This is a genomic window from Agromyces aurantiacus (genome assembly GCF_016907355.1).
GTDB lineage: Bacteria > Actinomycetota > Actinomycetes > Actinomycetales > Microbacteriaceae > Agromyces > Agromyces aurantiacus.
The window spans coordinates 3,813,980-3,840,732 of sequence record NZ_JAFBBW010000001.1 but is presented as its reverse complement, the minus strand read 5'-3'; the positions used below and the strand labels follow the sequence as shown (position 1 = coordinate 3,840,732).

At 72.5% G+C, this 26,753-nt stretch carries 29 protein-coding genes; 16 read left to right on the top strand and 13 right to left on the bottom strand.

Features of this window, described 5'->3' with window-relative positions; all coding sequences use genetic code 11:
* Nucleotides 1–214 precede the first annotated feature (214 nt).
* The 4 genes from JOD46_RS18145 (at nt 215) to JOD46_RS18130 (ending at nt 3,501) form a co-directional block, all read left to right on the top strand.
* Nucleotides 215–1,852, top strand: coding sequence for a radical SAM protein (locus JOD46_RS18145; RefSeq protein ID WP_307835092.1), 1,638 nt, complete (start codon nt 215–217; stop codon nt 1,850–1,852).
* Between the two features lie 10 nt (nt 1,853–1,862).
* Entirely contained in the window at nt 1,863–2,177 is a 315-nt protein-coding gene (locus JOD46_RS18140) for a hypothetical protein (RefSeq protein ID WP_204395917.1), read from the top strand.
* Between the two features lie 3 nt (nt 2,178–2,180).
* Nucleotides 2,181–3,038: a prolipoprotein diacylglyceryl transferase gene (locus JOD46_RS18135; protein WP_204395916.1), complete on the top strand. Its 858-nt coding sequence runs from the start codon at nt 2,181–2,183 to the stop codon at nt 3,036–3,038.
* A 262-nt stretch (nt 3,039–3,300) separates the two neighbouring features.
* Nucleotides 3,301–3,501 (top strand): hypothetical protein, encoded by a 201-nt coding sequence (locus JOD46_RS18130; RefSeq protein WP_204395915.1) that lies wholly within the window; start codon nt 3,301–3,303, stop codon nt 3,499–3,501.
* 39 nt (nt 3,502–3,540) lie between these two features.
* Here the strand turns inward: JOD46_RS18130 and purQ are convergent, their stop codons facing one another.
* Together purQ and purS are read right to left on the bottom strand one after the other, a co-directional pair.
* Nucleotides 3,541–4,239, bottom strand: a complete 699-nt coding sequence (gene purQ, locus JOD46_RS18125; RefSeq protein ID WP_204395914.1) for a phosphoribosylformylglycinamidine synthase subunit PurQ — start codon at nt 4,237–4,239, stop codon at nt 3,541–3,543.
* A 32-nt stretch (nt 4,240–4,271) separates the two neighbouring features.
* Nucleotides 4,272–4,595: a phosphoribosylformylglycinamidine synthase subunit PurS gene (gene purS / locus JOD46_RS18120; RefSeq protein ID WP_204395913.1), complete on the bottom strand. Its 324-nt coding sequence runs from the start codon at nt 4,593–4,595 to the stop codon at nt 4,272–4,274.
* 117 nt (nt 4,596–4,712) lie between these two features.
* Between purS and JOD46_RS18980 the strand changes: the two genes are divergently transcribed.
* Nucleotides 4,713–6,014, top strand: a complete 1,302-nt coding sequence (locus JOD46_RS18980; protein ID WP_204395912.1) for a wax ester/triacylglycerol synthase domain-containing protein — start codon at nt 4,713–4,715, stop codon at nt 6,012–6,014.
* 10 nt (nt 6,015–6,024) lie between these two features.
* Here the strand turns inward: JOD46_RS18980 and JOD46_RS18110 are convergent, their stop codons facing one another.
* Together JOD46_RS18110 and JOD46_RS18105 are read right to left on the bottom strand one after the other, a co-directional pair.
* The gene (locus tag JOD46_RS18110; protein WP_239562883.1) at nt 6,025–7,377 is read right to left on the bottom strand and encodes an MFS transporter; all 1,353 of its coding nucleotides are present in this window, start codon (nt 7,375–7,377) and stop codon (nt 6,025–6,027) included.
* Between the two features lie 70 nt (nt 7,378–7,447).
* Nucleotides 7,448–8,008, bottom strand: a complete 561-nt coding sequence (locus JOD46_RS18105) for a TetR/AcrR family transcriptional regulator (protein ID WP_204395911.1) — start codon at nt 8,006–8,008, stop codon at nt 7,448–7,450.
* Nucleotides 8,009–8,056: 48 nt separating this feature from the next.
* On the opposite strand from JOD46_RS18105, the gene JOD46_RS18100 reads away from it, so the two are divergent.
* Nucleotides 8,057–8,521 carry a DUF2867 domain-containing protein gene (locus JOD46_RS18100; protein ID WP_204395909.1) on the top strand — a complete coding sequence of 155 codons (465 nt, stop codon included), beginning with the start codon at nt 8,057–8,059 and terminating at the stop codon, nt 8,519–8,521.
* Between the two features lie 125 nt (nt 8,522–8,646).
* On the opposite strand, the gene JOD46_RS18095 is transcribed toward JOD46_RS18100, so the two are convergent.
* The 5 genes from JOD46_RS18095 to kynA all read right to left on the bottom strand — a co-directional run bounded on the left by JOD46_RS18095 (nt 8,647) and on the right by kynA (nt 13,638).
* Nucleotides 8,647–9,021: a hypothetical protein gene (locus JOD46_RS18095; RefSeq protein WP_204395908.1), complete on the bottom strand. Its 375-nt coding sequence runs from the start codon at nt 9,019–9,021 to the stop codon at nt 8,647–8,649.
* Between the two features lie 72 nt (nt 9,022–9,093).
* A complete protein-coding gene (locus JOD46_RS18090; protein WP_204395906.1) occupies nt 9,094–9,612 on the bottom strand; it encodes a hypothetical protein in 519 nt (172 codons plus the stop codon).
* Between the two features lie 742 nt (nt 9,613–10,354).
* Nucleotides 10,355–11,608 carry a kynureninase gene (locus JOD46_RS18085; protein WP_204395904.1) on the bottom strand — a complete coding sequence of 418 codons (1,254 nt, stop codon included), beginning with the start codon at nt 11,606–11,608 and terminating at the stop codon, nt 10,355–10,357.
* Between the two features lie 2 nt (nt 11,609–11,610).
* Nucleotides 11,611–12,663: an amidohydrolase family protein gene (locus tag JOD46_RS18080; protein ID WP_204395902.1), complete on the bottom strand. Its 1,053-nt coding sequence runs from the start codon at nt 12,661–12,663 to the stop codon at nt 11,611–11,613.
* 72 nt (nt 12,664–12,735) lie between these two features.
* On the bottom strand, nt 12,736–13,638 hold the full coding sequence (gene kynA, locus JOD46_RS18075; protein WP_204395894.1) for a tryptophan 2,3-dioxygenase: 903 nt from the start codon (nt 13,636–13,638) through the stop codon (nt 12,736–12,738).
* 114 nt (nt 13,639–13,752) lie between these two features.
* On the opposite strand from kynA, the gene JOD46_RS18070 reads away from it, so the two are divergent.
* The 3 genes from JOD46_RS18070 (at nt 13,753) to JOD46_RS18060 (ending at nt 15,572) form a co-directional block, all read left to right on the top strand.
* Entirely contained in the window at nt 13,753–14,049 is a 297-nt protein-coding gene (locus JOD46_RS18070) for a DUF1905 domain-containing protein (protein ID WP_204395886.1), read from the top strand.
* Nucleotides 14,050–14,305: 256 nt separating this feature from the next.
* Complete coding sequence (locus JOD46_RS18065) at nt 14,306–14,947, top strand: TetR/AcrR family transcriptional regulator (RefSeq protein WP_204395884.1); 642 nt, start codon at nt 14,306–14,308, stop codon at nt 14,945–14,947.
* A gap of 100 nt (nt 14,948–15,047) precedes the next feature.
* Entirely contained in the window at nt 15,048–15,572 is a 525-nt protein-coding gene (locus JOD46_RS18060; protein WP_204395882.1) for a DUF1269 domain-containing protein, read from the top strand.
* A 57-nt stretch (nt 15,573–15,629) separates the two neighbouring features.
* Here JOD46_RS18060 and JOD46_RS18055 read toward each other — a convergent pair whose 3' ends face one another.
* Complete coding sequence (locus tag JOD46_RS18055; RefSeq protein ID WP_204395880.1) at nt 15,630–16,574, bottom strand: phosphoribosylaminoimidazolesuccinocarboxamide synthase; 945 nt, start codon at nt 16,572–16,574, stop codon at nt 15,630–15,632.
* A 56-nt stretch (nt 16,575–16,630) separates the two neighbouring features.
* The gene (purD, locus tag JOD46_RS18050; protein WP_204395872.1) at nt 16,631–17,941 is read right to left on the bottom strand and encodes a phosphoribosylamine--glycine ligase; all 1,311 of its coding nucleotides are present in this window, start codon (nt 17,939–17,941) and stop codon (nt 16,631–16,633) included.
* An 88-nt stretch (nt 17,942–18,029) separates the two neighbouring features.
* On the opposite strand from purD, the gene JOD46_RS18045 reads away from it, so the two are divergent.
* Nucleotides 18,030–18,425 carry a sterol carrier family protein gene (locus tag JOD46_RS18045; RefSeq protein WP_204395870.1) on the top strand — a complete coding sequence of 132 codons (396 nt, stop codon included), beginning with the start codon at nt 18,030–18,032 and terminating at the stop codon, nt 18,423–18,425.
* 44 nt (nt 18,426–18,469) lie between these two features.
* The gene (locus JOD46_RS18040; protein WP_204395868.1) at nt 18,470–18,937 is read left to right on the top strand and encodes a hypothetical protein; all 468 of its coding nucleotides are present in this window, start codon (nt 18,470–18,472) and stop codon (nt 18,935–18,937) included.
* A gap of 43 nt (nt 18,938–18,980) precedes the next feature.
* On the opposite strand, the gene JOD46_RS18035 is transcribed toward JOD46_RS18040, so the two are convergent.
* The gene (locus tag JOD46_RS18035; protein ID WP_204395866.1) at nt 18,981–19,382 is read right to left on the bottom strand and encodes a hypothetical protein; all 402 of its coding nucleotides are present in this window, start codon (nt 19,380–19,382) and stop codon (nt 18,981–18,983) included.
* Between the two features lie 80 nt (nt 19,383–19,462).
* A complete protein-coding gene (gene purF / locus JOD46_RS18030) occupies nt 19,463–20,920 on the bottom strand; it encodes an amidophosphoribosyltransferase (protein WP_204395864.1) in 1,458 nt (485 codons plus the stop codon).
* A gap of 310 nt (nt 20,921–21,230) precedes the next feature.
* On the opposite strand from purF, the gene JOD46_RS18025 reads away from it, so the two are divergent.
* The 5 genes from JOD46_RS18025 to JOD46_RS18005 all read left to right on the top strand — a co-directional run bounded on the left by JOD46_RS18025 (nt 21,231) and on the right by JOD46_RS18005 (nt 26,717).
* Nucleotides 21,231–22,181 (top strand): trypsin-like serine peptidase, encoded by a 951-nt coding sequence (locus JOD46_RS18025; protein ID WP_204395863.1) that lies wholly within the window; start codon nt 21,231–21,233, stop codon nt 22,179–22,181.
* A 155-nt stretch (nt 22,182–22,336) separates the two neighbouring features.
* Nucleotides 22,337–23,545, top strand: coding sequence for an ROK family transcriptional regulator (locus JOD46_RS18020; protein ID WP_204395862.1), 1,209 nt, complete (start codon nt 22,337–22,339; stop codon nt 23,543–23,545).
* Nucleotides 23,542–24,510: a carbohydrate ABC transporter permease gene (locus tag JOD46_RS18015; RefSeq protein WP_204395861.1), complete on the top strand. Its 969-nt coding sequence runs from the start codon at nt 23,542–23,544 to the stop codon at nt 24,508–24,510. The genes JOD46_RS18020 and JOD46_RS18015 overlap by 4 nt, the downstream gene beginning before the upstream one ends.
* The gene (locus JOD46_RS18010; protein ID WP_204395860.1) at nt 24,503–25,387 is read left to right on the top strand and encodes a carbohydrate ABC transporter permease; all 885 of its coding nucleotides are present in this window, start codon (nt 24,503–24,505) and stop codon (nt 25,385–25,387) included. Before JOD46_RS18015 ends, JOD46_RS18010 begins: the two co-directional genes overlap by 8 nt.
* Nucleotides 25,388–25,466: 79 nt before the next feature.
* Complete coding sequence (locus JOD46_RS18005) at nt 25,467–26,717, top strand: ABC transporter substrate-binding protein (protein WP_204395859.1); 1,251 nt, start codon at nt 25,467–25,469, stop codon at nt 26,715–26,717.
* The last annotated feature ends 36 nt before the right edge of the window (nt 26,718–26,753 follow it).

Sequence of the window (26,753 nt, the reverse complement as noted above, 5' to 3'; positions counted from 1 at the left end):
CGAGCACGGCTTCCGGTGGCCTCGCCCCATCCACAGGTCGCCCGGGATCCTCGCCGACCCGCCGAATATCGACCCAACGGCGGAGGTATGGGTCGATTTCTGGCGACTCGATGCTCGGCTCGCGGACCTCCCGTCGGGTAGGGCAGAGGTGCCCTAGTCTCGTCACAGCCGAGTGGGGCGTTGGCTCCTCGTCGTCCGTCGCAGGAGGTCTCACGTGGGTGTGCAGAACGTCGCGGGAACGTTGCGGAACTACCGCATCCACCGGTACGTGAACGCGTTCTGCCCGCGATGCCATGAGGAGGATCCCGAGCGGGACCTCGACACCGTCCAGCGCCTCTCCGGCTGGCTGGCCGCCTACGACGACGACTCAGTGTGGCTCGAGCGCGGATGCCCCGAGCACGGGCTCGTGCGCACGCTCTACGACGAGTCCGCCGAAGTGCTGGCCTACCTCGAGCAGTGGACCGCGCCGACCAAGTGGCACGCCCCCGACGTCGCTCGCAACTTCAGGCCCGTGCCGGGCGCGTACCTCGACGGGCTCCCGGCGATGCAGTCGCAGCACACCTGCATCCTGCTCGAGGACCTCACCGACCACTGCAACCTGCGCTGCCCCACGTGCTTCGCGGAGTCCGGGCCGGCGGCGACGGCGACCGCACCGCTCGCCGACGTGCTGGCCTCGGTCGACGACCGGCTGGCGAAGGAGCACGGTCGACTCGACGTGCTCATGCTCTCCGGCGGCGAGCCGACGCTCTACCCGTGGCTCGAGCAGCTCGTCGAGCACCTGGTCGCCCGGCCCATCGTCCGCATCCTGATCAACTCGAACGGCCTGCGCATCGCGAACGACGACGCCTTCGTCGAGTTCCTGAAGCTGCACCGCGAGCGCGTCGAGGTGTACCTGCAGTACGACGGCGAGAGCCCCGAGGCGTCGCGGTTCCATCGGGGTGCCGACATCCGCCGCTTCAAGGAACGCGCGATCGAGCGGCTGAGCGCGGCCGGCGTCTTCATGACCCTCACGATGACCGCGGCGAAGGGCGTCAACGACGACGAGATCGGCGCGGTCATCCGGCGGGCCATGACGACGCCGTACGTCGGCGGCGTGACCATCCAGCCGGTGTTCGGCTCGGGTCGCAACTCGGGCATCGACGCCGAGGATCGACTCACCCACGGCGGCGTGCTGAAGCGGTTGGAGCCCCAGACGAACGGCGAGATCACCTGGCGGGACCTCACGGCGCTGCCGTGCTCGCACCCGCACTGCTGCTCGGTGGGGTACTTCCTGCTCGACGACGCGAAGGAGTGGAAATCGCTGACGAGCATCATGGGGCATGACCGGCTCAAGGGCTTCCTCGACCTCAATCCCGACCTCATCGCCAACCGCATCGCCGACAGCGAGGTGAACACGCGGATGAAGGAGGCGGTCAAGCACTCGCTGCTCGACTTGTTCAGCGAGCAGTCGAGCCTCTCGCACCCCTCGATGTCCGCCATCTGGCGCGACATCTGCACGAACTGCGACCTCGGCATCGGCACGCTCACGAAGCTGGCGACGTCGGCCCTGCCCGGCCAGCACGCGCGATTGCGGAAGTTCCTCGGCGAGCGCGTCCTGCGGATCACGGTCAAACCGTTCATGGACATGAACACGATGATCGAGGAGCGACTCACCCAGTGCTGCGTCCACGTCGCGACCGTCAACGACGACAACGGAGCGCACCAGTGCGCCCCGTTCTGCGCCCTGCAGGCCTGGGCGCCCCTCGCGCGACAGCGCCTCTCGACGGCCAGCGCCCGCAACGCGGCCGACTGGGGCGACGACCGTGCCCCGGTACCACTCGGCGAGGTCATCCCCGTCGGCGGGCCGGAGTAAGGCGATCGAGATGACCACCGATTCGGGGCTGCGCCGGTACGACGAGCACGTCGGGCTTCCGTTCGACCCGCTGCGCCTGTGCGTGTTCGCGACGATCGCGCTCCTCACCTGCGTGTTCGGGCCGCTCTCGCTGCTCGTGTTCTCGGTCATCGCGATCCGCGGGTACGCCCGCGCCCGCCGTGCCGGGCTGCTGCAGTCGCGCTGCAAGCTCGGCGACACCCGCAACGTGCTCGCGTACCTCGTGGTGCTCGTGGTGCTCGCCGTCGCGGCCGTGCCGCTCTGGGTCGGCATGTGGATGTCGCTGCTCACCCACGGGATCGGCTGACGCGTGGCCGCCACGCTCGGCTCGTTCTGGAGCGCACTGCCCCCGATCGACACGCACGCGCTGTTCGTCGCCCTCGGACTCGCAGTCGGCGGCCTGGTGTTCCTCAGAGAGCAGCGGCGCCGCGGGGTCGCCGACCCGCGGATCCCGGCGCTTCTCGCGGGGACCCTGCTCGGCGCCGCCGTGTTCTCGCGTCTGGGCACGTGGGCCCAGCACCTCGACCCCCGCGAGAACCTCACGCTCCTCGAGCAACTCGCGCGCGGCAACGCCTCGATCCTGAGCGCGCTGGTGGGTGCGTGGCTCGGCTTGCACGTCGCCAAGCGGCTCACCGGGTACCGGGAGCGCACCGGCGACCTCTTCGCACCGGCCGTCGCCGTCGCCCTCGCTATCGGCCGGTTCGGATGCTTCTTCACCGAGCGCCCGGGAACGCCGACGGGTGCCGACTGGGGCGTCGTCCTCTCGCCGGAGGCCGCCGCGCGACTCGCCGCTCCCGCGGGGGTGCCGCTGCATCCGAGCTTCCTGTACGAGATCGCCTTCCACGCGGTGGCCTTCTGCGTGCTGTGGCTGTGGCTGCGCCGAACCCGGATCGCGTCCGGCGAACTCCTGACCCTCTACATCGGCGCGTACGCGGTCTTCCGGTTCTGGGTCGAGTTCGTGCGGGGCAACGAGGTGGTGTGGATGGGTCTGACCAGACCGCAGCTGTTCCTCGTGGTGACCATCCCGTTGTTCGTCGCGCGCATCGCGTGGCTGGTCGCGCACGGGCGATTCCTCGACCGCGTGGTGCCCGACGCGGCGAACCATGCGCTCCACGAGCAGCGGGACATCGACGAGGAAAGGACGGTGGGCGGTGCCGGGAACGGATGACCACGACGGGCAGGCGGGGCCGGGCGACGAGGTTTCGCCAGGCCCCTCGGGGCCGCCCGAACCTCAGGGGCCCGATGCGGAGGATGGCCGGGTCCCGCCCGTTCCGCAACCGGGGCCGGTACCCGGCGGTGGAGGGGCCCCGGGTGCAACGCCCTGGGTCGGTGCGGCGCCCTCCCAGCGCGGGCCCGCCCCGGGGCTGAGCACCGGCGCCGGCATCGGCATCGGGTCCGGCATCGGATGCGCCGCGACCGGGATCGCGTTCATGGTCGGGCTGCTCCTCGCGGCGGCGGCGGGGGCCGGCTACGGCTTCCTGTTCACGATCACGTGCGCGCTGCCCGTGCTCGCGGGCATCGGCCTGCTCTTCAGTCGCAGGACCCGCAGCGTCGGCGTCGGCATCCTGATCGTGGCATCCGCCGCCTGGCTGGTGCTCATCGGACCGTGCGTCGGGATGATCGGCTCCTGACGCCGCGCCGACCGCGCGACTGCGGGCGCAGTCGCGCGGCTAGGCCTCGACGAGGGTGCGGCGCACGACGCTCGTGAAGAAACCGAGCCCGTCGACGCCCGACCGCATCGCGGCGGCCGTGTCGGGCCCGAAGCCCGGCTCGACCGCGTGCTCGGGGTGCGGCATGAGGCCGACCACGTTGCCGCGCTCGTTCGAGATGCCGGCGATGTCGCGCAGCGACCCGTTGGGGTTCACATCGACGTAGCGGAACACCACGCGGCCCTCACCCTCGAGGCGGTCGAGCGTCTCCTCCGACGCGATGAAGCCGCCCTCGCCGTTCTTCAGCGGGATCGTGATCTCCTGGCCGGCCTCGAACTCGCCGGTCCAGTCGGTCGAGGTGTTCTCGACGCGCAGCACCTGGTCACGGCAGATGAACGAGCCGTGGTCGTTGCGGATCAGCCCGCCCTCGAGCAGGTGCGCCTCGGTGAGCATCTGGAAGCCGTTGCAGATGCCGAGCACGGGCAGGCCCTTGTTCGCGGCATCCACGACCTCGGTCATGATCGGGCTGAGCGAGGCGATCGCGCCGCAGCGCAGGTAGTCGCCGTAGCTGAACCCGCCCGGCAGGATCAGGGCGTCGACGCCTTCGAGGTCGTGCGAGCCGTGCCAGAGGGCGACGGGCTCGGCGCCCGCGAGCCGCACGGCGCGCTGCGCGTCGCGGTCGTCGAGCGAGCCGGGGAACGTGATGACGCCGATGCGCATGCGGGGGCCTCCGGGGCGAGTGGTCGGTTCGGTCAGTGGGTCTCGCCCGCGGGGGCGTCGTAGCCGTCGTGATGGGCGGCGACGGTCTCCTCGGCGAGCTCGGCGTTGGACTGCTCGTAGTGGATGCCCACCACGTCCTCGATGACCGAGTTGGAGAGCACGTTCTCGGCGAGCGCGGCGACCTCGGCCTTGATCGCGTCGTCGATGGGCCCGTCGACCGTGAGCTCGAACCGCTTGCCGACCCGCACCCCCGAGATGGAGCCGTGCCCGGTGCGGGCGAGGGCGCCGGCCACGGCCTTGCCCTGGGGGTCCAGCAGCTCGGCCTTGGGCATCACGTCGACGACGATGGTGGGCACAGCGGTGCTCCGTTCGGTGGGGGAGGTGCGGATGCCTCGATTCTACCGATCGCGCGTTCCGTTCGCGTCGCCGCCGCACGACGGGCCGCGAGGCGCCGGCACCCGTAGACTGCGGCCGTGGGCAGCCGCGCGGCACGACGCGAACGGCTCACGGCCGCCGATGCGTCGAACATCGTGATCGACGCGCCCGACCAGGTCAATGCGTTCCTGATGGCGGGCGTGCTGGCCCCGGGCGGCCCGATCGGCACCGAGGGCGAGGTGGATGTCGCGGCCCTGCGCGCATCGTTCGCCGGCGTGATCCCGTCGGAGCCCCGACTCTCGCAGCGCGTCGTGCCCGACGGACGCCGCTTCGCGTGGGCGGCCGCGCCGGTCGACCTCGAGGCGCACGTGCGCCTCGTCGCGCCGGTCGACGGGCTCGCCGGATTCGAGGCGTTGTGCGCCCGGCTCATGGTCACGGCGATGCCGACCGACCGGCCGCTCTGGGAGGTGCTGCTCGTGCCGGGGGTCGCGCGGCGGCGGGTCGGCGTGGTGCTGCGCATCCACCACGCGATGGCCGACGGGCTCGCCGCCGTGCGCCTCGTCGAATCGCTGCTTCGTGCGCCGGGCGTCGGCGCGACGGGGCCGGATGGCTCGACGTCGTCGGAGCACGACGCCGCGTCGACGAGTGCCGACGACCGGGCGCGACGCGGTGCGCGCGAGCGGATGCGGACGATCGCGTCGGGGATCGAGCGCACCATCGCGGTGTTCCGCCCGGCCGTGCCGCACACCGTGCTGCTCGGCCGGATCGGCCCCCGCCGCGGCGTCGCGTTCGTCGACGCGCCGCTCGACGCGCTCGCCGCGGGCGCGGCGACGGTCGGGGCGACCGTGAACGACGCCCTCTTGGCCGCCGTCGTCGCGGCCGCGGAGGCCGCGCTGCGCGCACGGGGTGAGCCCGTGCCGCCGGTGCTGCCCGTGAGCGTGCCGGTCGCGCTCGCCGCGCGCGGTCGGTCGGGCAACGCGGTCGGCGTCATGCTCGTGCCGCTGCCGACGGGCGAGCCGGATGTCGCGGCGCGTCTCGCGCGCATCGCCGCGCTGACCCGGGCGCGCAAGGCCGACGCCCGCGCGCGCGGGCAGTTCGAGCTCACCCGCACGCGCCTCGGCACCGTGCTCTTCCGGCGCTTCGTGCGATACCAGCGACTGATCGTGACGTTCGTGACGAACGTGCCCGGCCCGCGCCATCCGCTCGCCCTCGCGGGGGCGCCGCTCGAGCGCGTGTGGCCGGTCGGCGCGATCCAGGGCAACGTGCGGCTCGGCGTCGCCGCGCTGTCGTACGACGGGATGCTGCGCTGCGGCGTCCACTGCGACGCCGACGCGCTCTCGGCGGGGGTGTTCGGCGCGGCGCTGCGGCACGAGCTGGATGCGGTCGCCGCCCTGGCGTGAGCCGCTCGCGCTACGCGGGCTGCGCCATCCGCTCGGCCCGGTGACGGCGCAGCACCGCGACGAGGAGCACCGCCGCGACCACCTGCAGGGCGGCGACGATGCCGATGAGCACGGGCACGCTGCCGTACAAGGCGCCCGCGACCGAGGCGCCGGCGAGCGCGCCGACCCCCTGGAAGACGGCGAACCAGCCGTACGCCGAGCCGCGCTGCTCGGCCGGCACGAGGTCGGCGACGAGCGCCTTCACCGTCGAGTCCTGCACGCCGGTCGCGAGGCCCCACACGACGACGCCGAGCACCACGAGCCCGAGCGTGCCGGCGAGCGTGAAGCCGGGCACGAACGCCGTGAGCAGCGGCACCGCGAGCAGGATCGACGCACCCGCGCGGTCGTAGACCCATCCGGTCGCGAGCGCGCCGACAGCCGCGGCCGCCATGCCCGCGGCGTAGACGAGCGGCACGCCCGCGACGGGCACGAGGTCGGCGGCGACCAGGTGGAACGACATCACGCCGAAGCTCAGCAGGCCGAACGTGGTGAGCGCGGCGAACGTGCCGAAGAGCAGGAACGTCGTGCGCACGTGCGCGGGGATCGCCGAGAGTCCGGCGAGGCGCGACGCGAGTGAGGTGCGACGGGATGCCGCGGCCGCGCCGGGGCTCGCTGGCGACGGCTCGGCGTGCGGCTCGCTCTCGCGCGCGGTCTCGCGCTCTCGCGGCTGGGCCCCGAGCTGGTCGGGCTCGGGCGCCTCGCGGTACACGCTCGTGTCGGGCACGCGCGACCGGAGCCACCAGAGCAGCACCATCGCGATCACCGCCGGAATCGCGAGCGCGAGGAAGGCGGGCCACAGCTCGCCGGTGAGCGCGGCGATCGCGGCGACCACGAGCGGCCCGGCGAACGCGCCGACCTGGTCGAGGAGCTTGTGCACGCCGAAGCCCTTGCCGCGGCCGACGACTCCCGCCGCGTCGGCGAGCAGCACCGTCTTCGCGGGCCCGCGCACGGCCTTGCCGGTGCGCTCGACGACGATCAGCGTGCTCGCGGTCGCGAGCGAGGCCGTGCCGAGCACCGGGGTGAGCGCGAGCAGCGGCACGCTCACGGCGCTCATCGCGTAGCCGGCGATCGTGAAGCCCCAGTACCCGCCCGTGCGGTCGGCCCACGGCCCGGTGACCAGCCGCAGCACGAGCGCGATGGCGGTCGCCGCACCCGTGACCACGCCGACGAGCGCGGCCGAGGCGCCGAGCTGCTCGAGCAGCGCGCCTCCGACCGAGATGGCGCCGTCGGAGACCATGTCGATCGTGAGGCTCACGAAGCCGAGGCCGAGCACCATCGACCAGGGGCGCAGCCCGGGGCGCCTGCTCGGGGCCGTGTCCGTCATGTGCGCCTCCTCGTCCGCCGCGCGGCAGGACGCCAGCGTACTGCAGGGCGTCGCGTCATCCGGACGGGCCTCAGGCGTGCTCGCGGCCGAGCGTCATCGCCAGCAGCGTCGCCGTGAGCTCGTGCGTGCCGACGCCCGGGCCCGCGCGCCATCCGCCCGCCGCGAGCTGCTGGAACCCGATGACCGCGGCGACGACGGCCGCACCCCGGCGCCGAGCCTCGCCGGGGTCGAAGCCGGTGTCGACGAGCAGCTGCGCGACGTACGAGACGCGTCGCTCGGTCACCCGCGCCACCGCGTCGGCGACGCCGTCGGCCCCGGCGCCGATGTAGAGCGTACGCTCGCCGCCGCGCTCGCCCATGCGCTCGACGATGACGTCGTAGAGCCGGGCGAGCCGCTCCTCCGCGGTGCCGGTGCGCTCGACCAGCTCGATCACGAAATCGGTCTCGAGCTGCTCCCATCGCCGCATGACCGCGGCGACGAGCTCGGCGCGGTCGGCGAAGTGCCAGTAGAAGGAACCCTTCGTCGCGCCGAGGTCGCGCGCGACCGCCTCCACCCGCACGGCGGCGAGGCCCTGCGCGCTGAAGCGCTCGTAGGCGGCTTCGATCCACTCCTCCGCGGTCACCCTTGCCATGACTGTACGGTACCGTATAGTCTCCATACGCCCCCGTATGGAGAAGTGATGCACCCGCCCGCGTTCTGGTCCATGGCGTTGGAGGAGATCCGAGATCCCGACTACGCCGACGTCGCCGTCGGCGTGCTGCCCGCGCACGCCACCGCCGACCCCGCCGCCTGGGCGCGCAGCCTCTTCTCGATGCGGTCGCTCCCGCGCTGGCTCGCCATCGCGATCGTGCTCCGACAGGCGATCGGCCCGCTCGTCGGCATCGCCGCCCACCCCGCCGACCGGTTCCGGGTGCGGTGCGTGCGCGGCGAGGAGGCGCTGCTCGCCGTCGACGACCGCCACCTCGACCTCCGCGTGGCCGTCGGCGTCGACGAGGCGCACGGCATCGTGCGAGTGGTGACCGCCGTGCGCATGAAGGGATGGCGCGGGCGGCTGTTCATGATCCCGGTACGGATGGTGCATCCGCACCTCGTGAACGCCATGATCGCCCGATCGCGCCGGCGGCTCTCGGGCGTCACCGCGTAGGCGCGACGGGCGCGAGCCCCGGCGGGCGCGGACGCTCGCTGGCCCGCTGCCGCTGCCGCTGCGACCGCGCCGCTGTGACCGCGCCGCTGTGACCGCGCCGCTGCGACCGCGCCGCCGCGGCAGCGCTACCGGCGGAACGCCGCGCGCACGAGCGCGCCGATGCCGACGAGGACCGCGACGCCCGCGGCCGCCGCCAGGACGACGACGAGCACCGGGTTCTCGCGGTACTTCTCCTCGACCCACTCGGCGGCGTCCTCGAGCAGGTCCTCGGCGTCGTCGAGCGCATCCTCGGCCACGGCCCTCGCCTGGGTCGCCGCATCGGAGACGGCCGCGGCGCCGCGCTCGGCGGCATCCTGCGCGGCATCCTTCATCGCGTCGAGCGTGCCGGCGGCCTCCTGCGAGGCCCGGTCGGCGGCGGCCTTCGCCTCGCCGATGGCCTGCTCGACCCGGTCGTCGAGCTCGCCGCCGGCCGGGCTCGGCTGGTTCGTCGCATCCGTCATGGAACCGTCCTTCCATCGGGCATCGCGTGCTGCCGCCATGCTACGCGGACCGGGGTGCCGGGCACGACCCGCTCATCTGCGTCGGCCGAGCCCGCGGACGATCGCGCCGAGCAGCACGGCGGCGCCGACGGCCACGCCGATCACGACGCCCGGGCGCCGCTCGTACTCGTCCCTGATCCGCTGCGTCCAGTCGCTCGTGACGCGCTTGGCCTGATCGGCGAACTCGTCGAGGTCGGCCTGCTGCGCGGCCTCCTTGAGCTTCGCGCCGGCCTGCTTCGCCGCATCGGCGGCGGCGCCGGCGATCTTGCCGACCGGCGATTCAGTCGTGGCGCCGACCGAGTCGACCGCCTCGCGGTCGCCCGAGTCGATCTCCTCGCCCGGTCCGGCGGGAGCGCTCCGCCGGCCGCCGGTCCTGGTGGAGGTGGTGGTGGATCCGGTGCCGACCGACTCGGCGCCGACCGGTGCGGTCGGCGGCATGGTCGCGGCGCCGCCGGATGTGCCCGTGCCGGACGTGCCGTTGCCGGACGTGCCGTTGCCCTCGCTGCCCGTGGACGTCGCGGCGTGGGTTCGGATCGTGTTCTCGTCGCTCATGCTCGTCTCCTCCGGTTCGCGGCGCGCCCTCGAGCCGAGGGCGTCGCGTACCTTCGAAGTCTCACCCGGCCGGGGTGCGCCGTCGAGGGCGTTGACAGCCCGCCCGGTGCTGCCTAGGAGCGACCGAGCGCACGCCGCGGAGGGTCGTCCCGCCCTCCCCCATCCGCCCATCCCTTCCCCCGAGTCCCGCCTTTGGGAGGGTGCACCCGCAGGAACCCGGGACTCGGTGGCCGTCAGGCGAGGCCGGCGAGACTCGGCGTGCACCTCGACTCCCCGAGTCCCGCCGTTGGGAGGGTGCACCCGCAGGAACCCGGGACTCGGCGGCCGTCAGGCGAGGCCGGCGAGACTCGGCGTGCACCTCGACTCCCCGAGTCCCGCCATTGGGAGGGTGCACCCGCAGGAACCCGGGACTCGGGGACTCGGGGACTCGAGCTGGTGCTCGGTCTGCGAGTCCCGCCTTTGGGAGGGTGCACCCGCAGGAACCCGGGACGCGGCAGCCGTCAGGCGAGCCCGGCGAGACTCGGCGTGCACCTCGACTCCCCGAGTCCCGCCTTTCGGTGGGTGCACCCGCAGGAACCCGGGACGCGGCAGCCGTCAGGCGAGCCCGGCGAGACTCGGCGTGCACCTCGACTCCCCGAGTCCCGCCTTCGTGAGGGTGCACCCGCAGGAACCCGGGACCCGGCAGCCGTCAGGCGAGGCCGACGAGTCAGGCGAGGCCGACGAGTGAGGCGAGCCCGGCGCCTCAGGCGAGCCCGGCGCGCTCGGCGAGCACCTCGCGCAGCACCTGCCGCGTGGCATCCAACCCGCGGTAGACCTCCTCGAAGCTCGTCGACAGCGGGGCGAGCCCCACGCGCAGGCCGCCCACGTCGCGGTAGTCGGGAATCACGTCGCGCTGCCACAGCCGCGCCGTGACCTCGCGCATCGCCTCGTGCTGGAGGATCACGTGGCCGCCGCGCTCCTCGGGGTCGCGTGGCGTGCCGAGCGTCACGCCGAGCGGCCCGAGCCACTCGTCGGCCACGTCGATCGCGAACGCGGTGAGCGCGACCGACTTCGCCCGCACGGCCGGCATGCCGGCCTCCTCGATCATCGCGAGCGTCTCCCGCATCGCGATCATGGCCGAGATCGGCGACGTGCCGCTGACGAACCGGCGGATGCTGCGCGCGGGCACGTACTCGGGGCCCATGGCGAACAGGTCGGCCGTGCCGAACCACCCCTGGATCGGCTGCCGCAGCACGGCGTGCAGGTCGTCGCGCACGTAGGCGAACGCGGGCGAGCCGGGGCCGCCGTTGAGGTACTTGTAGGTGCAGCCGACGGCCAGGTCGAACTCCCACCGGTCGGCGTGCACGGGCACCGATCCCGCCGAGTGGCAGAGGTCCCACAGCACGAGCGCGCCGGCGTCGTGCGCGATGCGCGTGAGCTCCTGCGCATCGGCGAGGTACGCCGAGCGGTACGACACGTGGTTGAGCACGACGAGCGCCGTCTTCGGGCCGACGGCCTCGGCGAGCTGCTCCGAGGTGACGCCTCGCGTGAGGTCGACGTCGATCCAGCGGAGGTGGCATCCGGTCTCGTTCGCGATGCCCTCGAGCACGTACCGGTCGGTGGGGAAGTTGTCGCGGTCGACGACGATCTCGCGACGCTGCGGGTCGCGCGCGAGCTGCGCGTCGACGGCGGCGCGTGCGAGCTTGTAGATGAGCACCGTGGTCGAGTCGCCGATCACGGTCTGGCCGGCCTTCGCCTCGATGACGGCACGCCCGATCTGGTCGCCGATCTCGTACGGCAGCCGCAGCCAGGACTCGTCCCATCCGCGGATGAGGCGGCGCCCCCATTCCTCCCGCATGAAGTCGGCGACGCGGTCGATCGCCGAGGCCGGCGGACGGCCGAGCGAGTTGCCGTCGAAGTAGACGAGGTCGGTGTCGGCGCCGACGAAGCGCTTGCGGTAGTGCGCGAGACCGTCGGCACGGTCCATCCGGCGGGCGTAGGCGAACAGGGGATCCATGGTCAGCAGGGCTCCAGTTCCTCGGCGGGCAGGATGCGGGCGGCCGCGAGCCACGCCGCGACCGTGTCCGGGTCGGTGAGGCGGTCGGCGTCGGGCGGCGGCCCGGGCACGAACGTGGCCACGCCCGCGTCGGTCCACGCCGGGGAGGCGTCGGGCCAAGGGTCGGCGAGGGCGGCGATGACGTCGGATGCCGCGAGGCCGGCCCGCACGAGCGCGGCGACCTCGTCGGGGTTCACGCCCGGTACGAGGTCGCCGTTCCCGAGGTCGGTGCCGTAGAGCACACGCCCGCCGGCCGCGTGGAAGCGCCGGACGTTCTCGATCGCCGTCTCGGCGACGGCCGCGTCGTCGCGCACGTGGATTGCGAGCGTCGAGATCCAGGCCTGCCCGGCGGCCGCGGCACGCGCGATGAGGGCGTCGTCGAGGCGCTCGGTGAAGGGCGCGTGCACGAGCACGTCGACACCGGCGTCGATCGCGAGCTGCGCCATCCCCGCGCCTTCGGCGTGCGCGGCGACGGGGAGGCCGCGGGCCCGCGCCGCCGCGACCACCGCGTCGAGCGTGGGCCGGTCGAACACCGTGCCGGCGACCGAGTTGAGCGCCACCTTGACGACGGATGCCCCGAACGCGCGCTGCTCGTCGACGGCGGCCTCGACCGGGCCGGCGAGGGCGTGGTGCGCCAGTTCGCGCGCCTGCTCGTCGGTCGCGCCCCCGTCGACGGACGGCAGCTCGCGCACGCTGCCATCGGGCCGCCACGGCCGGTCGGACGGGTAGCCGCCGGGCGCGGTGAGGAATGCCCCCGCGTAGCGCACGCGGGGGAGCCCCTCGGTGCGCGCGATCGTCGCGATCGCGCCCGGGTCGGCGCCGAGGTCGACGACCGCGGCGATGCCGCCGGCGACCGCGTCATCCGCGCGGCTCAGCTGCAGGTGCACATGGTGGTCGACGAGCGGGGGGAGCATGGTGCCCACCTCGCCCGGGTGGTCGCCGTTGAGCGAGCGCCGGACGCGGCGCGCGAGCGGCCCGAGGCCGTGCCCCGCCTCGACGGGGTCAGTTCGCGACATCCGCACCGCCTTCTTCGCCGGGCGCCGTCGCAGAACGACCCCCGCGCACCGCTCGCGCCTCGCGCATGCCGCTCACCCGGGGATCTCCGTCCGCACGGCGTACAGCTCGGGGAAGAACGTCAGCTCCAGCGCGCGCCGCAGGAACGGCGCGCCGCTCGAGCCTCCCGTGCCGGTCTTCGAGCCGATGATCCGCTCGACGGTCTTCAGGTGCCGGAACCGCCAGAGCTGGAAGTTGTCCTCGAGGTCGACGAGCTCCTCGCAGGTCTCGTAGGCGGCCCAGTTGTGCTCGGGGTCGGCGTAGATGCGCGTGAACACCGGGACGAGCTCGGGATGGAAGGTCCAGGCGCGGGTCACGTCGCGCTCGAGCACCTCGCCGGGGATCTCGTAGCCCGCCCGCGCGAGCAGCCGCAGGAACTCGTCGTAGAGGCTCGGCGCCTCGAGCGCGCGACGCACGATCGCCGCCGCCGCGGGGTCGGCGTCGAAGACCTGCAGCATCTTGGCGTTCTTGTTGCCGAGCACGAACTCGACCGCGCGGTACTGGTACGACTGGAACCCGCTCGCGTTGCCGAGCACGCCGCGGAACTGCGCGTACTCGCTCGGCGTGAGCGTCGCGAGCACCGACCACTGCTCGGTGAGCGTCTTCTGGATGTGCTTGACGCGCGCGATGCACTTCAGCGCCGGCGCCAGGTCGTCGGCGCGCATCAGCTCGCACGCCGTCTCGAGCTCGTGCAGCACGAGCTTCAGCCAGAGCTCGGTGGTCTGGTGCTGGATGATGAACAGCAGCTCGTCGTGGTGCTCGGGCCGTGAGATCGGGCGCTGCGCCGAGAGCAGCGTGTCGAGGTCGAGGTAGCCGCCGTAGCTCATGCGGTCGCTGAAGTCGGTGACGACGGATGACTCGATGCGTCGGGTGTTCGCCTCGACCTCGTCGCTCCGCCGCTGCCGGGTGGCCTCGCCCGCTTCGTCGTCGGATGTCACGCGGTCAGCCTAGCCAGCGCGCGCACGACCTCGTCAGGGGTCCCCACCGTCGTCGTGTCCGGAACCCCGGACGGCGGCCGCGCGGTGTCGCCGGTTGCGGGTAGGTTCGCGGGCATGGTGGAGAGGTATCGGTTCCGCAGCCGCGTGTACCGGTGGGACGAGCGCGCGACGGACTCCTGGTACTTCGTCGACGTGCCCGAGGAGGAGTCGGCCGACATCCGGGATCGCCCGCGGATGCCGCGCGGCTTCGGGTCGGTCCGGGTCGAGGCGACCATCGGGCGGACCACCTGGCGCACGTCCATCTTCCCCGGCGGCGAGCGGTACGCGCTGCCGCTCAAGAAGGCGGTGCGGGTCGCCGAGGGCATCGAACCCGGCGCCGACGTCGAGGTGCGGATCGAAACGCTCGAGTAGGCCGAGGGTCGAGGCGAGGCGCGGCTCCAGGTGAGGATGGGGCGCGGCGGGCGCCCCCCATCGCCCCCAGTCGCACGATGTTCGCCCGCCGCACCGCCCCCCTCTCCCCGAGAGGGCCGGACGCCTCCGGCTCGGGTAAGCGGAGGATCCTTTCCGGATGATACCCGACCGTGCGGATCGACTCGAATCCGTCGCGTCGCGCGGCGCGCGCGGGCGCGCGCCGCAATGAAGCCCCGGCCGGGCGTAGATTGGTGCCGTGGGCTCGATCGCGTCGCCGCGCCGCGATGCGCGGCGGAATCACGAACGCCTCCTCGTCGAGGCGAAGCGTCTCTTCGCCGAGCGCGGAATCGGCGCTCCGCTCGACGAACTCGCGACCCGGGCGGCCGTGGGCGCGGGCACCGTCTACCGGCACTTCCCGACACGCGACGCGCTGATCCGCGAGCTCTACGACGACGGAGTCGACGAGCTGCGGGCGTTCACCGCCGAGATCAGGACGGCCGAGACCGGATGGCGCGCCATCGAGCTGTGGCTCGAGCGCCTCTCCGAATGGCTGATCGAGCGCCCGTACCTGCCCGCGGTCATGCGTCGCGTCGCCGAGCTCGATCCCGAGCACCGGCCGGGCACCGAACTCCAGGATGCCGCCGACGCCATCGTCGAGCGCGCTCAGGCCGAGGGGTCGCTGCGACCCGACGTGACGGTGGTCGACCTCAGCGTGCTCGTCGACATGCTCGGCTCGCTCGGGCAGTACGGCGGCGCCTACCTGCCGTTCTGGCGGCGGCAGCTCGCCGTCATCCTCGACGGCCTGCGCGCTCGCCCCGACGTGTCGCAGCTTCCGGGCGCGGCGCTCGACTTCGGCGAGTTCCACGACATGTCGCACCAGAAACGCCCGGCCGACTGAGTCGCTCGCGGGACGAAGGGCCCCTGCCGCCGCAGACCCGCGATCTATGGTCGGCCCCACCGGCATCGCGTTCGCGCTGCCGTGAGGGAGGGGAACCACCATGGGGATGGACAACCTGCTGCTGTACGTCGCGACCTACGACGACGCGGCATCGGCGGCGGACGACTACCGGCGCCTGGAAGCCGCGAAGGAGGTCGACCTCGAAGTCGTCTCCTCGGTCGTGGTACACCGCGACGACGACGGCAAGGTCACGGTCGACGAGCGCGGGACCGGGCAGGTCAAGAGCGGGGCGCTGATCGGCGGCGGTGCCGGGCTCGTCCTCGGGCTCTTCGCACCACCGCTGCTCGCGGCGACCGCGATCGGCGCGGGCGTGGGCGCGGTCGCGGGCAAGCTCGCGGAGCGGCACGACGAGAAGAAGATGGGCGTCGAACTCGAGGCGTCGCTGCCCCGCGGGTCGTCGGCCATCGTGGCGGTCATCGACGACCGGTACCTCGATCGCATCGACGCGGCGCTCGAGAAGGCGCAGCGCAAGATCGACAAGGCGATCGACCGCGAGGACTACGAGGCGCTCGAGAAGGCGATCGCGGAGGGCGGCGAATCGGTCGCCCGCGCGATCTCGTCCTGAGGGCGGCGCCGGAGACGGCCCGAGGACTCGGAGTCCAGGGGCTCCGAGTCCTCGGGCTCAGAGTCCGAGCGTCAGCCGTTCCACCAGCGCGCGGTACCGCTCGGACGTCTGCTCGACGATCTCGGCGGGAAGCGTCGGCGGTTCCGCCTGCGTCGACTGGTCCCAGTTCGCGGCGAGCCAGTCGCGCACGATCTGCTTGTCGAAGCTCGCCATCCGCACCTCGGGCGTGGCTCCGGTGAGGTACGCCTCGAGGTCCCAGTAGCGGCTCGAGTCGCTCGTCAGCACCTCGTCGGCGAGGGTCACGATGCCGAGCTCGCGGTCGGCGCCGAACTCGAACTTCGTGTCGGCGAGGATGAGTCCTCGTTCCTCGGCGAGTTCCGAGGCGTGCGCGAAGACCTCGAGCGAGATGGCCCGCAACTGCTCGGCGACGGTCTCGCCGACGAGCTCGATCGTGCGCTCGTACGTGATGTTCTCGTCGTGCTGGCCGAGCGGCGCCTTCCACGCCGGCGTGTAGATGGGCTCGGGCAGCCGGTCGCCGTCGGCGAGCCCCTCGGGCAGGCGGATGCCGCCGATGGCGCCGGTCGCCACGTACTCCTTGTACCCGCTGCCCGTGAGGTACCCGCGCACCACGCACTCGATCGGGAACATGTCGAGGGTGCGGCACAGCATCGCGCGGTCGGCGACGCGCTCGGGGATGCCCGGCAGGTCGTGGTACCGGTCGTCCTCGGCGTAGGCGAGGTGGTTGGGCACCTCGGGCAGCCGGTCGAACCACCACCGGGTGAGCGAGGTGAGCAGTGCCCCCTTGCCCGGGATCTCGGGCTCGAGCACCTGGTCGAACGCGCTCACGCGGTCGCTCGCGACGACCAGGACGACCGGCGACAGGCTGAGGGGGTCGCCGGTCCAGGTGTCGTCGTCGGTCATCAGCGCGGTCGGCACGTAGAGGTCGCGCACCTTCCCCGAGTAGACGAGGGTCCATCCGGCGAGATCGCTCACGTGGGTCATGCCCGTCTCCTTCTCCTCACGGATGCCGCGGCTCGGCCGAGCGCGACGTGCCGAGCTCAATCCGCGACGCGCGCGGCGATGTCGGTGCGGTACTGGCCGCCCTCGAGCCGCAGGTGCCCGAGCGCCTCGTAGGCGCGGCGGCGCGCCTCGGCGAAGTCGTCGCCGAGGGCGACCACGTTGAGCACGCGACCGCCGGTCGCGACGAGGTGCGGCTCGGCGTCGTCGGCGGTCGGGCCGAACGCGGTGGCGGCGTGCGCGAGGTGCACCCCGGGCACGGATGCCGCGGCGTCGAGCCCGTCGAGGCGCCGGCCCGTCTCGGGCGACTCCGGGTAGCCCTCGCTCGCGAGCACGACGGTCACGGCCGCGTCGGAGCGGAACTCGGGACGGCCGTGCTCGGCAAGGCGACCCGTGGCCGCCGCGTACAGCAGACCCGAGAGCGGGGTCGCGAGGCGCGGCAGGACGACCTGCGTCTCGGGGTCGCCGAAGCGCGCGTTGAACTCGATGACGCGGATGCCGCGGCTCGTGAGGATGAGCCCGGCGTACAGCAGCCCGATGAACGGCGTCTGCTCCTCGTCGAGCTGGCGGATGGTGGGCAGGGCGATCGTCTCGATGACCTCGTCGACGAACGCCCGCTCGCTGCCGAAGCGCTCGTCGAGCCACGGCAGCGGCGAGTAGGCGCCCATGCCGCCCGTGTTCGGCCCCTCGTCGTGGTCGCGCAGGCGCTTGTAGTCCTGCGCGGGTGAGAGCGGCAGCACGTTCGCGCCGTCGGAGAGCAGGAACAGCGAGACCTCCTGGCCGTCGAGGAACTCCTCGATCAGCACGGGCCCCTGCTGCAGGTAGTGCGCGGCGTGCGCGAGCGCGGCCTCGCGGTCGTCGGTGACGAGCACGCCCTTGCCCGCGGCGAGGCCGTCGGCCTTGACCACGTAGGGGGAGCCGAACTCGTCGAGCGTCGCGACGACCTGGGGCAGCGAGTCGACGAGGCTGGCACGACCGGTGGGCACGCCCGCGGTCTCCATGATGCGCTTGGCGAACGTCTTGGAGCCCTCGAGCTGCGCGGCCGCCTTCCCGGGGCCGAACGTGGCGATGCCGCGCGTGCGCAGCGCGTCGGCGACACCCGCGACGAGCGGGGCCTCCGGACCGATCACGACGAGCTCGACGTCGTTGTCCATCGCGTAGTCGGCGACGACCACCGGGTCGGTCGGGTCGAGCGCGATGGTCTCAACGCTGCCGCGGGCCGACGAGGTGGGGGATGCCGCGATGCCGGCGTTCCCCGGCGCGGCGATGATCTCGTGGCCGGCCTCCTCGTCGAGCAGGGCGAGGATGATGGCGTGCTCGCGCGCGCCCGAACCGAGGACGAGGATTCTCACCCCGTCAGGCTACCGGAGCGGCCGGTGCCGGGCGCGGCCCGTGACGCCCGCACGCACGGGCGTCGGCGGGGTGCGCGAGGATGGAGGCATGGCACGAGCGCGCATCGCAGACGACCTCGGCCGGGCGGCGGTCGGCGTGGTGGTGAGCGTGGGCGGCGCCGAGGGATCGGCGCCCACGGTCGACCGCACGACGCTCGCGCTCGCCGTGCGGTACACGCTGCAGTTGCTCGCCGAGCAGTCGCCGGGCGGCGCCGTCGAGGTGCGCGTGCCGCCGTATGCCGCGGTGCAGTGCATCGAGGGCCCGAGGCACACGCGCGGCACGCCGCCCAACGTCGTCGAGACCGACCCGGCGACCTGGCTCGCGCTCGCGACCGGGTCGCTCGCCTGGGCCGACGCGCGCGCGAGCGGCCGCGTCCGCGCGTCGGGCCAGCGCGCCGACCTCGAAGGCGTCGTGCCGGTCATCGACGCGTCGCGCCTGCACTGAGCCGCGCCCGCGGACCGATCGGCGGCATGGGGGAGAATGGCGGTGTGAGCGATGCGCCGAAGAGCCCCGAGCCGAACGAGCCCGACGTCGACGCGGCCGACGGGCCGGAGGCCGCCGTCGAGCCCGTCGAGCCGGTCGAGCCGACGCCCGAGCCGCCGCACCCCACGATCGCGCACATGGACGTCGACCCCGACGCCGGCGAGCGCCTCGAGACCGAGTTGAGCAGTGATGCCGTGACGGTGCGCCGCGCGCCGCGCTATCCCGCGTTCATCGGCCTCGGCGTCGTCCTGGGCGCCATCGTCGCGCTCGCGCTCACGTTCCTCTACCCCGCGAACGGCGAGTTCGACCGCGGGCAGGTGTTCGGGTTCCTGCTGCTGTGGTGCGGGGCGTTCGGCGCGGCCCTCGGCGGCGTCGTGGCGCTGCTCGTCGACCGCTCGCTCGCGCGGCGCGCCGGCTCGGCCGTCGCCGAGCACGAGTCGACGCACTACGTCGACGACGACCCCGCCTCCTGAACCACGGCGACCTCGCGCCGCGACCGGCGAGCGGGGCGCCGGTTCACGCGGTTCGCGCGGTGGCGAGTATCCGCTCGAACGCCGCCACGCTGCCCTCGGCCCGCTCGAGGTCGGCGCGGCGCAGCACCGGATGCCACGCGCCCGTCGCCCCGCGTGCGAGCACGACGGGCAACCCAGCGTCCTGGATCGCGGCCAGCGCCGCGGCATCCGACACCTCGTTGCGGTGCGCCAGCCGGAACGGCACGCCGAGCCGCCCGACCATGCGGTCCCACTCGGGCTTGCGCCGCCACGTGTGGGTGATGTCGCACAGCGCGCACTCCGCGCGGCCGAGCAGGTGCCCGATCAGGTAGGCCGCCTCCCCCGCCAGCCCGCCATCGGCGTCGTACACGCCGAGGAACTCCGTCGTGCCCGCCGCGGATGGCGCGGCATCCGTCGTCTCGCTCATGTCCGGATGATCGCAGCGCGCGCCGAGCGTCCGCTGCGCGCATGCCGTGGCCCGGCTGCGAACTCGCTGCGGGGGAGCGGTCAGCTCAGCTGGGTCCGCTCGACCCAGTCGAGGTACTCGGGCGTGACCGTGCCGGTGACGTACTCGCCCGTGAAGCACGACAGGTCGAGTTCGCGGATGCCGGTGCCCTCGGTGATCGCGGCCTGGAGGTCGGCGACCTCCTGGTAGATCATGTGGTCGGCGCCGAGCTCGCGCGCGATCTCGGGGATCTTGCGGCCGTGCGCGACGAGCTCGCGGCGGCTCGGCATGTTGATGCCGTACACGTGCGGGTAGCGGACGGGCGGCGCGGCCGAGGTGAACGTGACCTTGTTCGCGCCGGCGGCGCGCGCCATCTCGACGATCTCCTTCGAGGTCGTGCCGCGCACGATCGAGTCGTCGACGATGAGGATGTTCTTGCCCTTGAACTCGGTGCCCATCGCGTTGAGCTTCTGGCGCACCGAGCGCTTGCGCTGCGCCTGGCCGGGCATGATGAACGTGCGGCCGACATAGCGGTTCTTGTAGAAGCCCTCGCGGTACTCGATGCCGAGCTTCTGCGCGACCTGCATGGCGGCGGGCCGCGAGGAGTCGGGGATCGGCATGACCACGTCGATGTCGCCCTTGTCCATGTGCGTCTCGATGGTCGTCGCGAGCCGGTTCCCCATGCGCAGGCGCGCCTCGTACACCGAGATGCCGTTCATGATCGAGTCGGGTCGGGCGAGGTAGACGTACTCGAACGAGCACGGCACGAGTCGCGGGTTCTCGGCGCACTGTCGCGAGATCATCTCGCCGTCGAGCGTGATGAAGATCGCCTCGCCGGGCTCGACGTCGCGCACGATCTCGTAGTCGCCGTTCTCGAGCACGAGCGACTCGGACGCCACGATCCACTCGTCCTTGCCGGCCTGCGTCCTGCGGCGGCCGAGGATGAGCGGCCGGATGCCGAACGGGTCGCGGAAGGCGAGCAGGCCGTACCCGGCGATGAGCGCGATGACCGCGTAGGAGCCCTCGACGCGCTGGTGCACGTGCGAGACGGCCTGGAAGACCTGGTCGGGGTCGAGCTCGAGGCCGGTGATCTGGCCCTGCAGCTCGGTGGCGAGCACGTTGAGCAGCATCTCGGTGTCGCTCGTGGAGTTCACGTGCCGCCGGTCGATGCGGAAGAGGTCCTCGGAGAGCTCGCGCGTGTTCGTCAGGTTGCCGTTGTGCACGAGGATGATGCCGTACGGCGCGTTCACGTAGAAGGGCTGGGCCTCCTCCTCGCGCTCGGCGGCCCCCTTGGTCGTGTAGCGCACGTGGCCGAGGCCCATGGTGCCGAGGAGCGATCGCATGTCGCGCGTGCGGAACGCCTCGCGGACCTGCCCGCGCGCCTTGTGCATGTGGAAGACGGGACCGTCGGCGGTGGCGATGCCGGTCGAGTCCTGACCGCGGTGCTGCAGGAGGAGCAGGCTGTCGTAGATCTGCTGGTTGACGGGCTCGGTGGAGACGATGCCGACGATGCCGCACATGCGAGCGATGGCTCCTCGTGGGGGTGGGGATGCGTCCGAGCTGGACGCTCCATCATCCCATACGCGCGCGTGTGAGCCGGCTGAGCGGATGGGGCTGCTCACCTGAGCGCAACCCCTCACCATAGCCCGCTCCGGCGGTCCGATGTCGAAGTCTGCGGTTCCGCGCGGATGTTGGTCGATTCCCACGAATCCTCCCCCGAGGACTCCCCCGAACGGGGGCCACCTGTCAGGCTCTCCCGCATTCCGTTGGACGCGGCGCAGGGACCGACTTGGGGGGACCGGCCGCTGGTCATGAAAGGACGAACCGTCCATGAGACTCACCTCGCTCCGCGCCGCCCTCACCGGCGCGGCTCTCGTCGCGTGCGGCCTGCTCGCGATGCCGACGGCGGCGAACGCCGCACCCCCGTCCGTTCCGCCGGGGATCGACCAGCACGCCGTGCCCGCCGCCGAGGCGGCGGCGGCCGCGTCGTACTGGACCGCCGAGCGCATGCGGTCGGCCATCCCGGCCGACACCCTCCTGGCCGGCAAGGCGGCGACGACGCCCGCCGCCGATCTCGCCGCCGGCGCGCCCGTGACGTACGGCAAGCCGACGCAGGGCGGCGAGATCCAGCCGATGGCGGCGAGCGTCTCGCCGATCCCGAACATCGGCAAGGTGTTCTTCACGCTCAGCGGTCGCAACTACGTATGCTCGGGTAACTCCGTGAGCTCGGCGAACGGCAGCGTCGTGGCCACGGCGGCGCACTGCGTGCACAGCGGGAAGGCCAAGTACGCCACCAACTGGGTGTTCGTCCCCGCGTACCTGAACGGCTCGGCGCCGTACGGGCAGTGGGCGGCGCGCACGCTCACCGCGCCGTCGCAGTGGACCAAGGGCGGCGACATCAGCTACGACACCGGATTCGCGACGGTGGGCACCCTGGGCGGCAAGACGCTGTCGGCGACCGTGGGCGGCACGGCGATCGCGTTCAACCAGGCCCGAGGCCTCTCGTACACGGCGTACGGCTATCCGGCCGCGGCGCCGTTCGACGGCCAGTCGCTGAAGTCGTGCTCGGGCACCGCGAGCCCCGACCCGTACGGCCAGACGCAGTCGCAGGGCATCCCGTGCGACATGACGGGCGGGTCGTCGGGCGGCCCGTGGTTCATGGGCACCGGAGCGCAGAACTCGGTGAACAGCTTCGGCTACAACAACATCCCGAACGTGATGTTCGGGCCGTACTACGGCACGGTGGCGCAGCAGACGTACGCCACGGCCGCGGCATCGTGATCCGCTGATCTCCGACGAGGGGCGCCCCGCACCGACCACCGGTGCGGGGCGCTTTCGCATGCCTGCGCACGTCGTCCGAAGCAGTACTTGCTTTTCTACTTTGTTTAGTCGTAAATTTACTCCACCCACCCCGCACGGCCGACCCAGAGGTATCGATGGCGATCCACTCCAGCAAGCGCACCGACGTCAACCGCTCGGCGATCCTGGCGCAGCTCGGGGCGAACGGGCCCGCCTCGCGCGCCGACCTCGCCCGCACGCTCTCGCTCTCGCCCGCCCTCATCACCCAGCTCGTCAAGGACCTCCTCGCCGAGGGCCTCGTGGTCGAGCTCGAGCAGGCACCGTCGAACGGCGGGCGGCCCGGCCGCATGCTGGGCCTCGCCACGTCCGCCGGCCGTGCGATCGGCATCAAGGTCGTGGCCGACCACGTGGCGTTCGTCGAGGTCGGCATCGACGGGCAGGTCGTCCGCTCGGCGAGCGTGCCGTTCGACGCGACCTCCAGCACGTTCATCGCCGAGCTCGTCGAGCGCATCCGCGACTTCATCGACGCGGGCGACGGTTCGACGCTGCTCGGCCTCGGCGTCGGCGTGCCCGGCAGCGTCGACCGGCCCGGCAACGGCGTCGTCGACTCGGCGCAGCTCGGCTGGGCGGGCGTCGAGCTCGGCGGCGCGCTGCGACGCGCGATCGGCCTGCCCGTGATCGTCGAGAACAACGTCAACGCGCTCGCGGTCGCCGAACGCCTCTTCGGTCTCGGGCGCTCGCACGACGACTTCCTCGTGGTCACGATCGGCACCGGCATCGGCGCGGGCATCGTCGTCGACGGCAGCGTCCTGCGCGCCGCGTCGGGCGGCGCGGGCGAGATCGGGCACATCCCGATCTCCGACGACGGCCCGCGGTGCAGCTGCGGCAACCACGGCTGCCTCGAGGCGAGCATCGGCGAGTCCGCGCTCGTCCGCCGGGCGCGCGAGGAGTCGGTCATCGGCGCCGAGGATGGCATCGGCGTCCTGCTCGCCGCGGCCGAGTCGGGCGACGAGCGTGCCGCGGCGATCTACCGCGAGGCCGGGCGGCTCCTCGGCCGCACGCTCGCGGGCGTCGTGCACACCATCGACCCGGCGTTCGTCGTGGTGCTCGGCGAGGGCACCGCCGCCTGGCCGTTCTGGTCGGCTGGGTTCGAGCCCGCCTTCCGGTCGCACCTGCTGCGCCACCGCCGGAGCCTCCCCGTCGAGGTCGAGACCTGGCAGGACGAGAGCTGGGCGCAGGGCGCCGCGGCGCTCGTGCTCGCGACCCCGTTCGACGCGGCGGGCGATGCCGGCGACCAGGGCCGCCTCATCCGCGCGCGCATCGTCGGACAGGCGGTGCGGCCATGACCGCGCTCATCGGCGACGCGGCCGCCGAGGTCGCGGGCCGCGGACTGGAGGAGACCCCCGCCGCGACCCCGCGCCGCACGCGCGGCCGGCGCGCCCGACGCCTCCGCTACGCCCTCACCGTGCTCGCGTTCCTGCTGCCGAGCGCCGTGCCGCTCGCGCTGTTCGTGCTCGGCCCGATGGTGGCCGCCGCGTGGATCAGCCTCACCGAGTGGAACCTGCTCGCGCCCGCGAAGTGGGTCGGCCTCGAGAACTACGCGAACCTGCTCACCGACCCCGAGACCGCCGACGTGTTCCTGCACACGCTGTACTACATCGTCGGCTACCTGCCGCTCGTGTACGTCGGCGGGCTCGCGATCGCGCTCGCGCTCAACACGGCGCTGAAGGGCCGCACGCTCCTCCGCGGCGTGTACTTCCTGCCCGTCATCACGAGCTGGATCGTCGTCGCGCTCGTGTGGCGCTGGCTGCTGAACCCCTCGAACGGCGTCGTCAACACCGTGCTCGCGTTCTTCGGCATCGAGGGCCCCGGATGGTGGACCGACCCGGCGTGGGCGATGCCGTCGATCATCCTCGCGTCGGCGTGGAAGGACCTCGGCTTCGTCATGGTCGTCCTGCTCGCCGGCCTGCAGGCGATCGACCCCGAGCTGATCGACGCCGCGCGCGTCGACGGCGCCGGATGGTGGCGGCGGCTGTTCTCGGTCACGCTGCCGCTGCTCTCGCCCGCGACCTTCTTCGTGGTCGTGATCTCGCTCATCAACGGCTTCCAGGTCTTCGACCAGGTCTACGCCATGACCGGCGGCGGGCCCGGCGGAGCCACGCAGGTCGTGGTGCAGCAGATCTACGACCTGACCTTCCGCTACGGACGCGCCGGCGAGGCATCCGCCCTCTCCTGGCTGCTCTTCATCGTGATCCTCGCCGTGACGGTCGTCCAGATCCGCGGCCAGCGCAAGTGGGTGAACTATGGCTGAGACGATGCTCGCACCGACCACGGCGCCGCCGCGCGGCATCCGTCACCGCACCGCCGCGGCGCGAAGCGCGATGGCCAGGAGCGTGCTGCTGCACGTCGTGATGGTGATCGGCGCGCTCGCGATGTTCTTCCCGTTCTACTGGACGCTCGTCACGTCGCTGAGCCCCGGCACCGGCCTCGGCTCGACGCCCACGCTCGTGCCCGCGAACCCGAGCCTCGAGTCGTACCAGCGGCTGTTCGCCGACCTGCCCTTCGCGCGGGTCGTCGGCAACAGCCTGCTGCTCGCGACGATCACCACGCTCGCGCAGCTGTTCACGAGCGCGACCGCCGCGTACGCGTTCAGCCGACTGCCGTTCCGCGGACGCACCGTCGTCTTCGGCGTCTACCTCGCGACGATGATGATCCCGCTGCAGGTGCTCGTCGTGCCGCTCTTCGCCGAGCTGCGCGCCTGGGGGCTCGTCGACACCTACCTCGGTGCGCTCCTGCCGACACTGGCGGCCGCGTTCGGCGTGTTCCTGCTGCGGCAGGCCATGAACCAGGTGCCGTTCGAGCTCGACGAGGCGGCCGCGCTCGACGGCGCGGGGCACTTCCGGATCTTCTGGACCGTGATCCTGCCCAACATCCGCCCGGCCCTCGCGACCCTCTCGGTGTTCGCGTTCATGGGCAGCTGGAACAGCTTCCTCTGGCCCCTCGTCGTGCTGCGTTCGCCCGAGCTGCAGACGCTGCCGGTCGCGCTCGCCGGCCTGCAGGGCCAGTACACGACCGAGTGGGACATCGTCATGGCCGGCTCCGTCGTGAGCATCCTGCCGATGCTCGCCATCTACCTCTTCGCCCAGAAGTACGTCATCCAGGGGGTCGCGAACACCGGCCTCAAGTGAGGCCCGCGACCGCCCGGTCCGAGTCCCGAACACCCCCTCACCAACCCCTGCCTCACCCCTATCGAAGGAGATACGCACCATGAGGACCACCGCACTGGCCGGCGTCGGCATCGTCGCCGCCACCGCCCTCGCCCTGACCGGCTGCGCCGCGGGCGACTCGGCCGGCGAGGCCGACGGCCCCGTCACCATCACCTACACGAACTTCATCTCGAACGGCGGCAACGAGGAGAACCTCCAGAAGATCGTCGACGCGTTCGAGGAGGAGAACCCCGACATCACGGTCGAGGTCACGACGCTGCCCTACGCCGACTACGGCACGGCGCTGCAGACCGACCTCGCCGCCGGCACGGTCTCCGACGTGTTCGACATCGAGTACGCCAACTTCGCCCAGTACCAGGCGAACGGCGTGCTCGCCGAACTCGACGTCGCCGACCCGTCGGTCTACCGCGAGAGCGTCCTCGAGGCGTACCAGGCGGATGGCACGCAGTACGCGCTGCCGAGCTCGTTCTCGACCGTCGTGCTCTTCTACAACCGCGACCTCTTCGAGGCGGCGGGCGTCGACACCCCGACCGCCGACTGGACCTGGGCCGACGAACAGGCCGCGGCCGAGCAGCTCACCGACCAGGGCGCGGGCGTGTGGGGCGACCACCAGCCCGTGAGCTTCTACGAGTTCTACAAGGTGCTCGCGCAGAACGGCGGATCCTTCCTGAACGAGGACGGCACCGAGGTCGCGTTCAACACGCCCGAGGGCGTCGAGGCCGCCGAGTGGCTCGTCGGCAAGAGCGGCACGGTCATGCCGACCATCGAGGACGGCCAGGGCACGCCCGACTTCGACACGAAGCTCTTCACCGATGGCAAGCTCGCGATGCTGCACACCGGCATCTGGATGTTCGGCGCCTTCGCCGATGTCCCGTTCGGCTGGGACATCGCGGTCGAGCCGGGCAACACCCAGCAGGCGAGCGCGCTGTTCTCGAACGCGGTCGGCGTCTCGGCCGGTTCGGAGCACCAGGAGGCCGCCGCGAAGTTCGCCGAGTTCCTCACCTCGAGCGACGTGATGGTGCAGACCCGCCTCGACGCCGGCTGGGAGCTGCCCGCCACCTCCGACGAGGCCGCGCTCGAGAGCTACCTCACGCTCGGGAACCCCGAGAACCGCCAGGCCGTGTTCGACTCGCTCGACCAGGTCGCGCTGCCGCCGGTCGTCGCCGAGGGCCAGCAGGAGATGCAGGACATCATGACCGAGGAGCTCGTCGAGGCGCAGTCCGGCCGCAAGACCGTGCAGGAGGCGCTCGACTCCGCCGAGCAGCGCATCAACGCCGCGATCGGCGGCTGACCCGCCCCCACCCGCCGGGGCCGTGCGCACGAACGC

Bases quoted from the DNA above. Each gene is read 5' to 3' on its own strand.
- JOD46_RS18010 (WP_204395860.1), top strand. From the start codon at position 24,503: ATGGCTGAGACGATGCTCGCACCGACCACGGCGCCGCCGCGCGGCATC.
- JOD46_RS18035 (WP_204395866.1), bottom strand. From the start codon at position 19,382: ATGAGCGAGACGACGGATGCCGCGCCATCCGCGGCGGGCACGACGGAG.
- JOD46_RS18090 (WP_204395906.1), bottom strand. From the start codon at position 9,612: ATGAGCGACGAGAACACGATCCGAACCCACGCCGCGACGTCCACGGGC.
- JOD46_RS18100 (WP_204395909.1), top strand. From the start codon at position 8,057: ATGCACCCGCCCGCGTTCTGGTCCATGGCGTTGGAGGAGATCCGAGAT.
- JOD46_RS18080 (WP_204395902.1), bottom strand. From the start codon at position 12,663: ATGTCGCGAACTGACCCCGTCGAGGCGGGGCACGGCCTCGGGCCGCTC.
- JOD46_RS18095 (WP_204395908.1), bottom strand. From the start codon at position 9,021: ATGACGGATGCGACGAACCAGCCGAGCCCGGCCGGCGGCGAGCTCGAC.
- JOD46_RS18085 (WP_204395904.1), bottom strand. From the start codon at position 11,608: ATGGATCCCCTGTTCGCCTACGCCCGCCGGATGGACCGTGCCGACGGT.
- JOD46_RS18140 (WP_204395917.1), top strand. From the start codon at position 1,863: ATGACCACCGATTCGGGGCTGCGCCGGTACGACGAGCACGTCGGGCTT.
- purQ (WP_204395914.1), bottom strand. From the start codon at position 4,239: ATGCGCATCGGCGTCATCACGTTCCCCGGCTCGCTCGACGACCGCGAC.
- JOD46_RS18105 (WP_204395911.1), bottom strand. From the start codon at position 8,008: ATGGCAAGGGTGACCGCGGAGGAGTGGATCGAAGCCGCCTACGAGCGC.
- JOD46_RS18025 (WP_204395863.1), top strand. From the start codon at position 21,231: ATGAGACTCACCTCGCTCCGCGCCGCCCTCACCGGCGCGGCTCTCGTC.
- JOD46_RS18130 (WP_204395915.1), top strand. From the start codon at position 3,301: ATGGTCGGGCTGCTCCTCGCGGCGGCGGCGGGGGCCGGCTACGGCTTC.
- JOD46_RS18110 (WP_239562883.1), bottom strand. From the start codon at position 7,377: ATGACGGACACGGCCCCGAGCAGGCGCCCCGGGCTGCGCCCCTGGTCG.
- purF (WP_204395864.1), bottom strand. From the start codon at position 20,920: ATGTGCGGCATCGTCGGCATCGTCTCCACCGAGCCCGTCAACCAGCAG.
- JOD46_RS18015 (WP_204395861.1), top strand. From the start codon at position 23,542: ATGACCGCGCTCATCGGCGACGCGGCCGCCGAGGTCGCGGGCCGCGGA.
- JOD46_RS18005 (WP_204395859.1), top strand. From the start codon at position 25,467: ATGAGGACCACCGCACTGGCCGGCGTCGGCATCGTCGCCGCCACCGCC.
- JOD46_RS18070 (WP_204395886.1), top strand. From the start codon at position 13,753: ATGGTGGAGAGGTATCGGTTCCGCAGCCGCGTGTACCGGTGGGACGAG.
- JOD46_RS18045 (WP_204395870.1), top strand. From the start codon at position 18,030: ATGGCACGAGCGCGCATCGCAGACGACCTCGGCCGGGCGGCGGTCGGC.
- JOD46_RS18060 (WP_204395882.1), top strand. From the start codon at position 15,048: ATGGGGATGGACAACCTGCTGCTGTACGTCGCGACCTACGACGACGCG.
- JOD46_RS18020 (WP_204395862.1), top strand. From the start codon at position 22,337: ATGGCGATCCACTCCAGCAAGCGCACCGACGTCAACCGCTCGGCGATC.
- JOD46_RS18055 (WP_204395880.1), bottom strand. From the start codon at position 16,574: ATGACCCACGTGAGCGATCTCGCCGGATGGACCCTCGTCTACTCGGGG.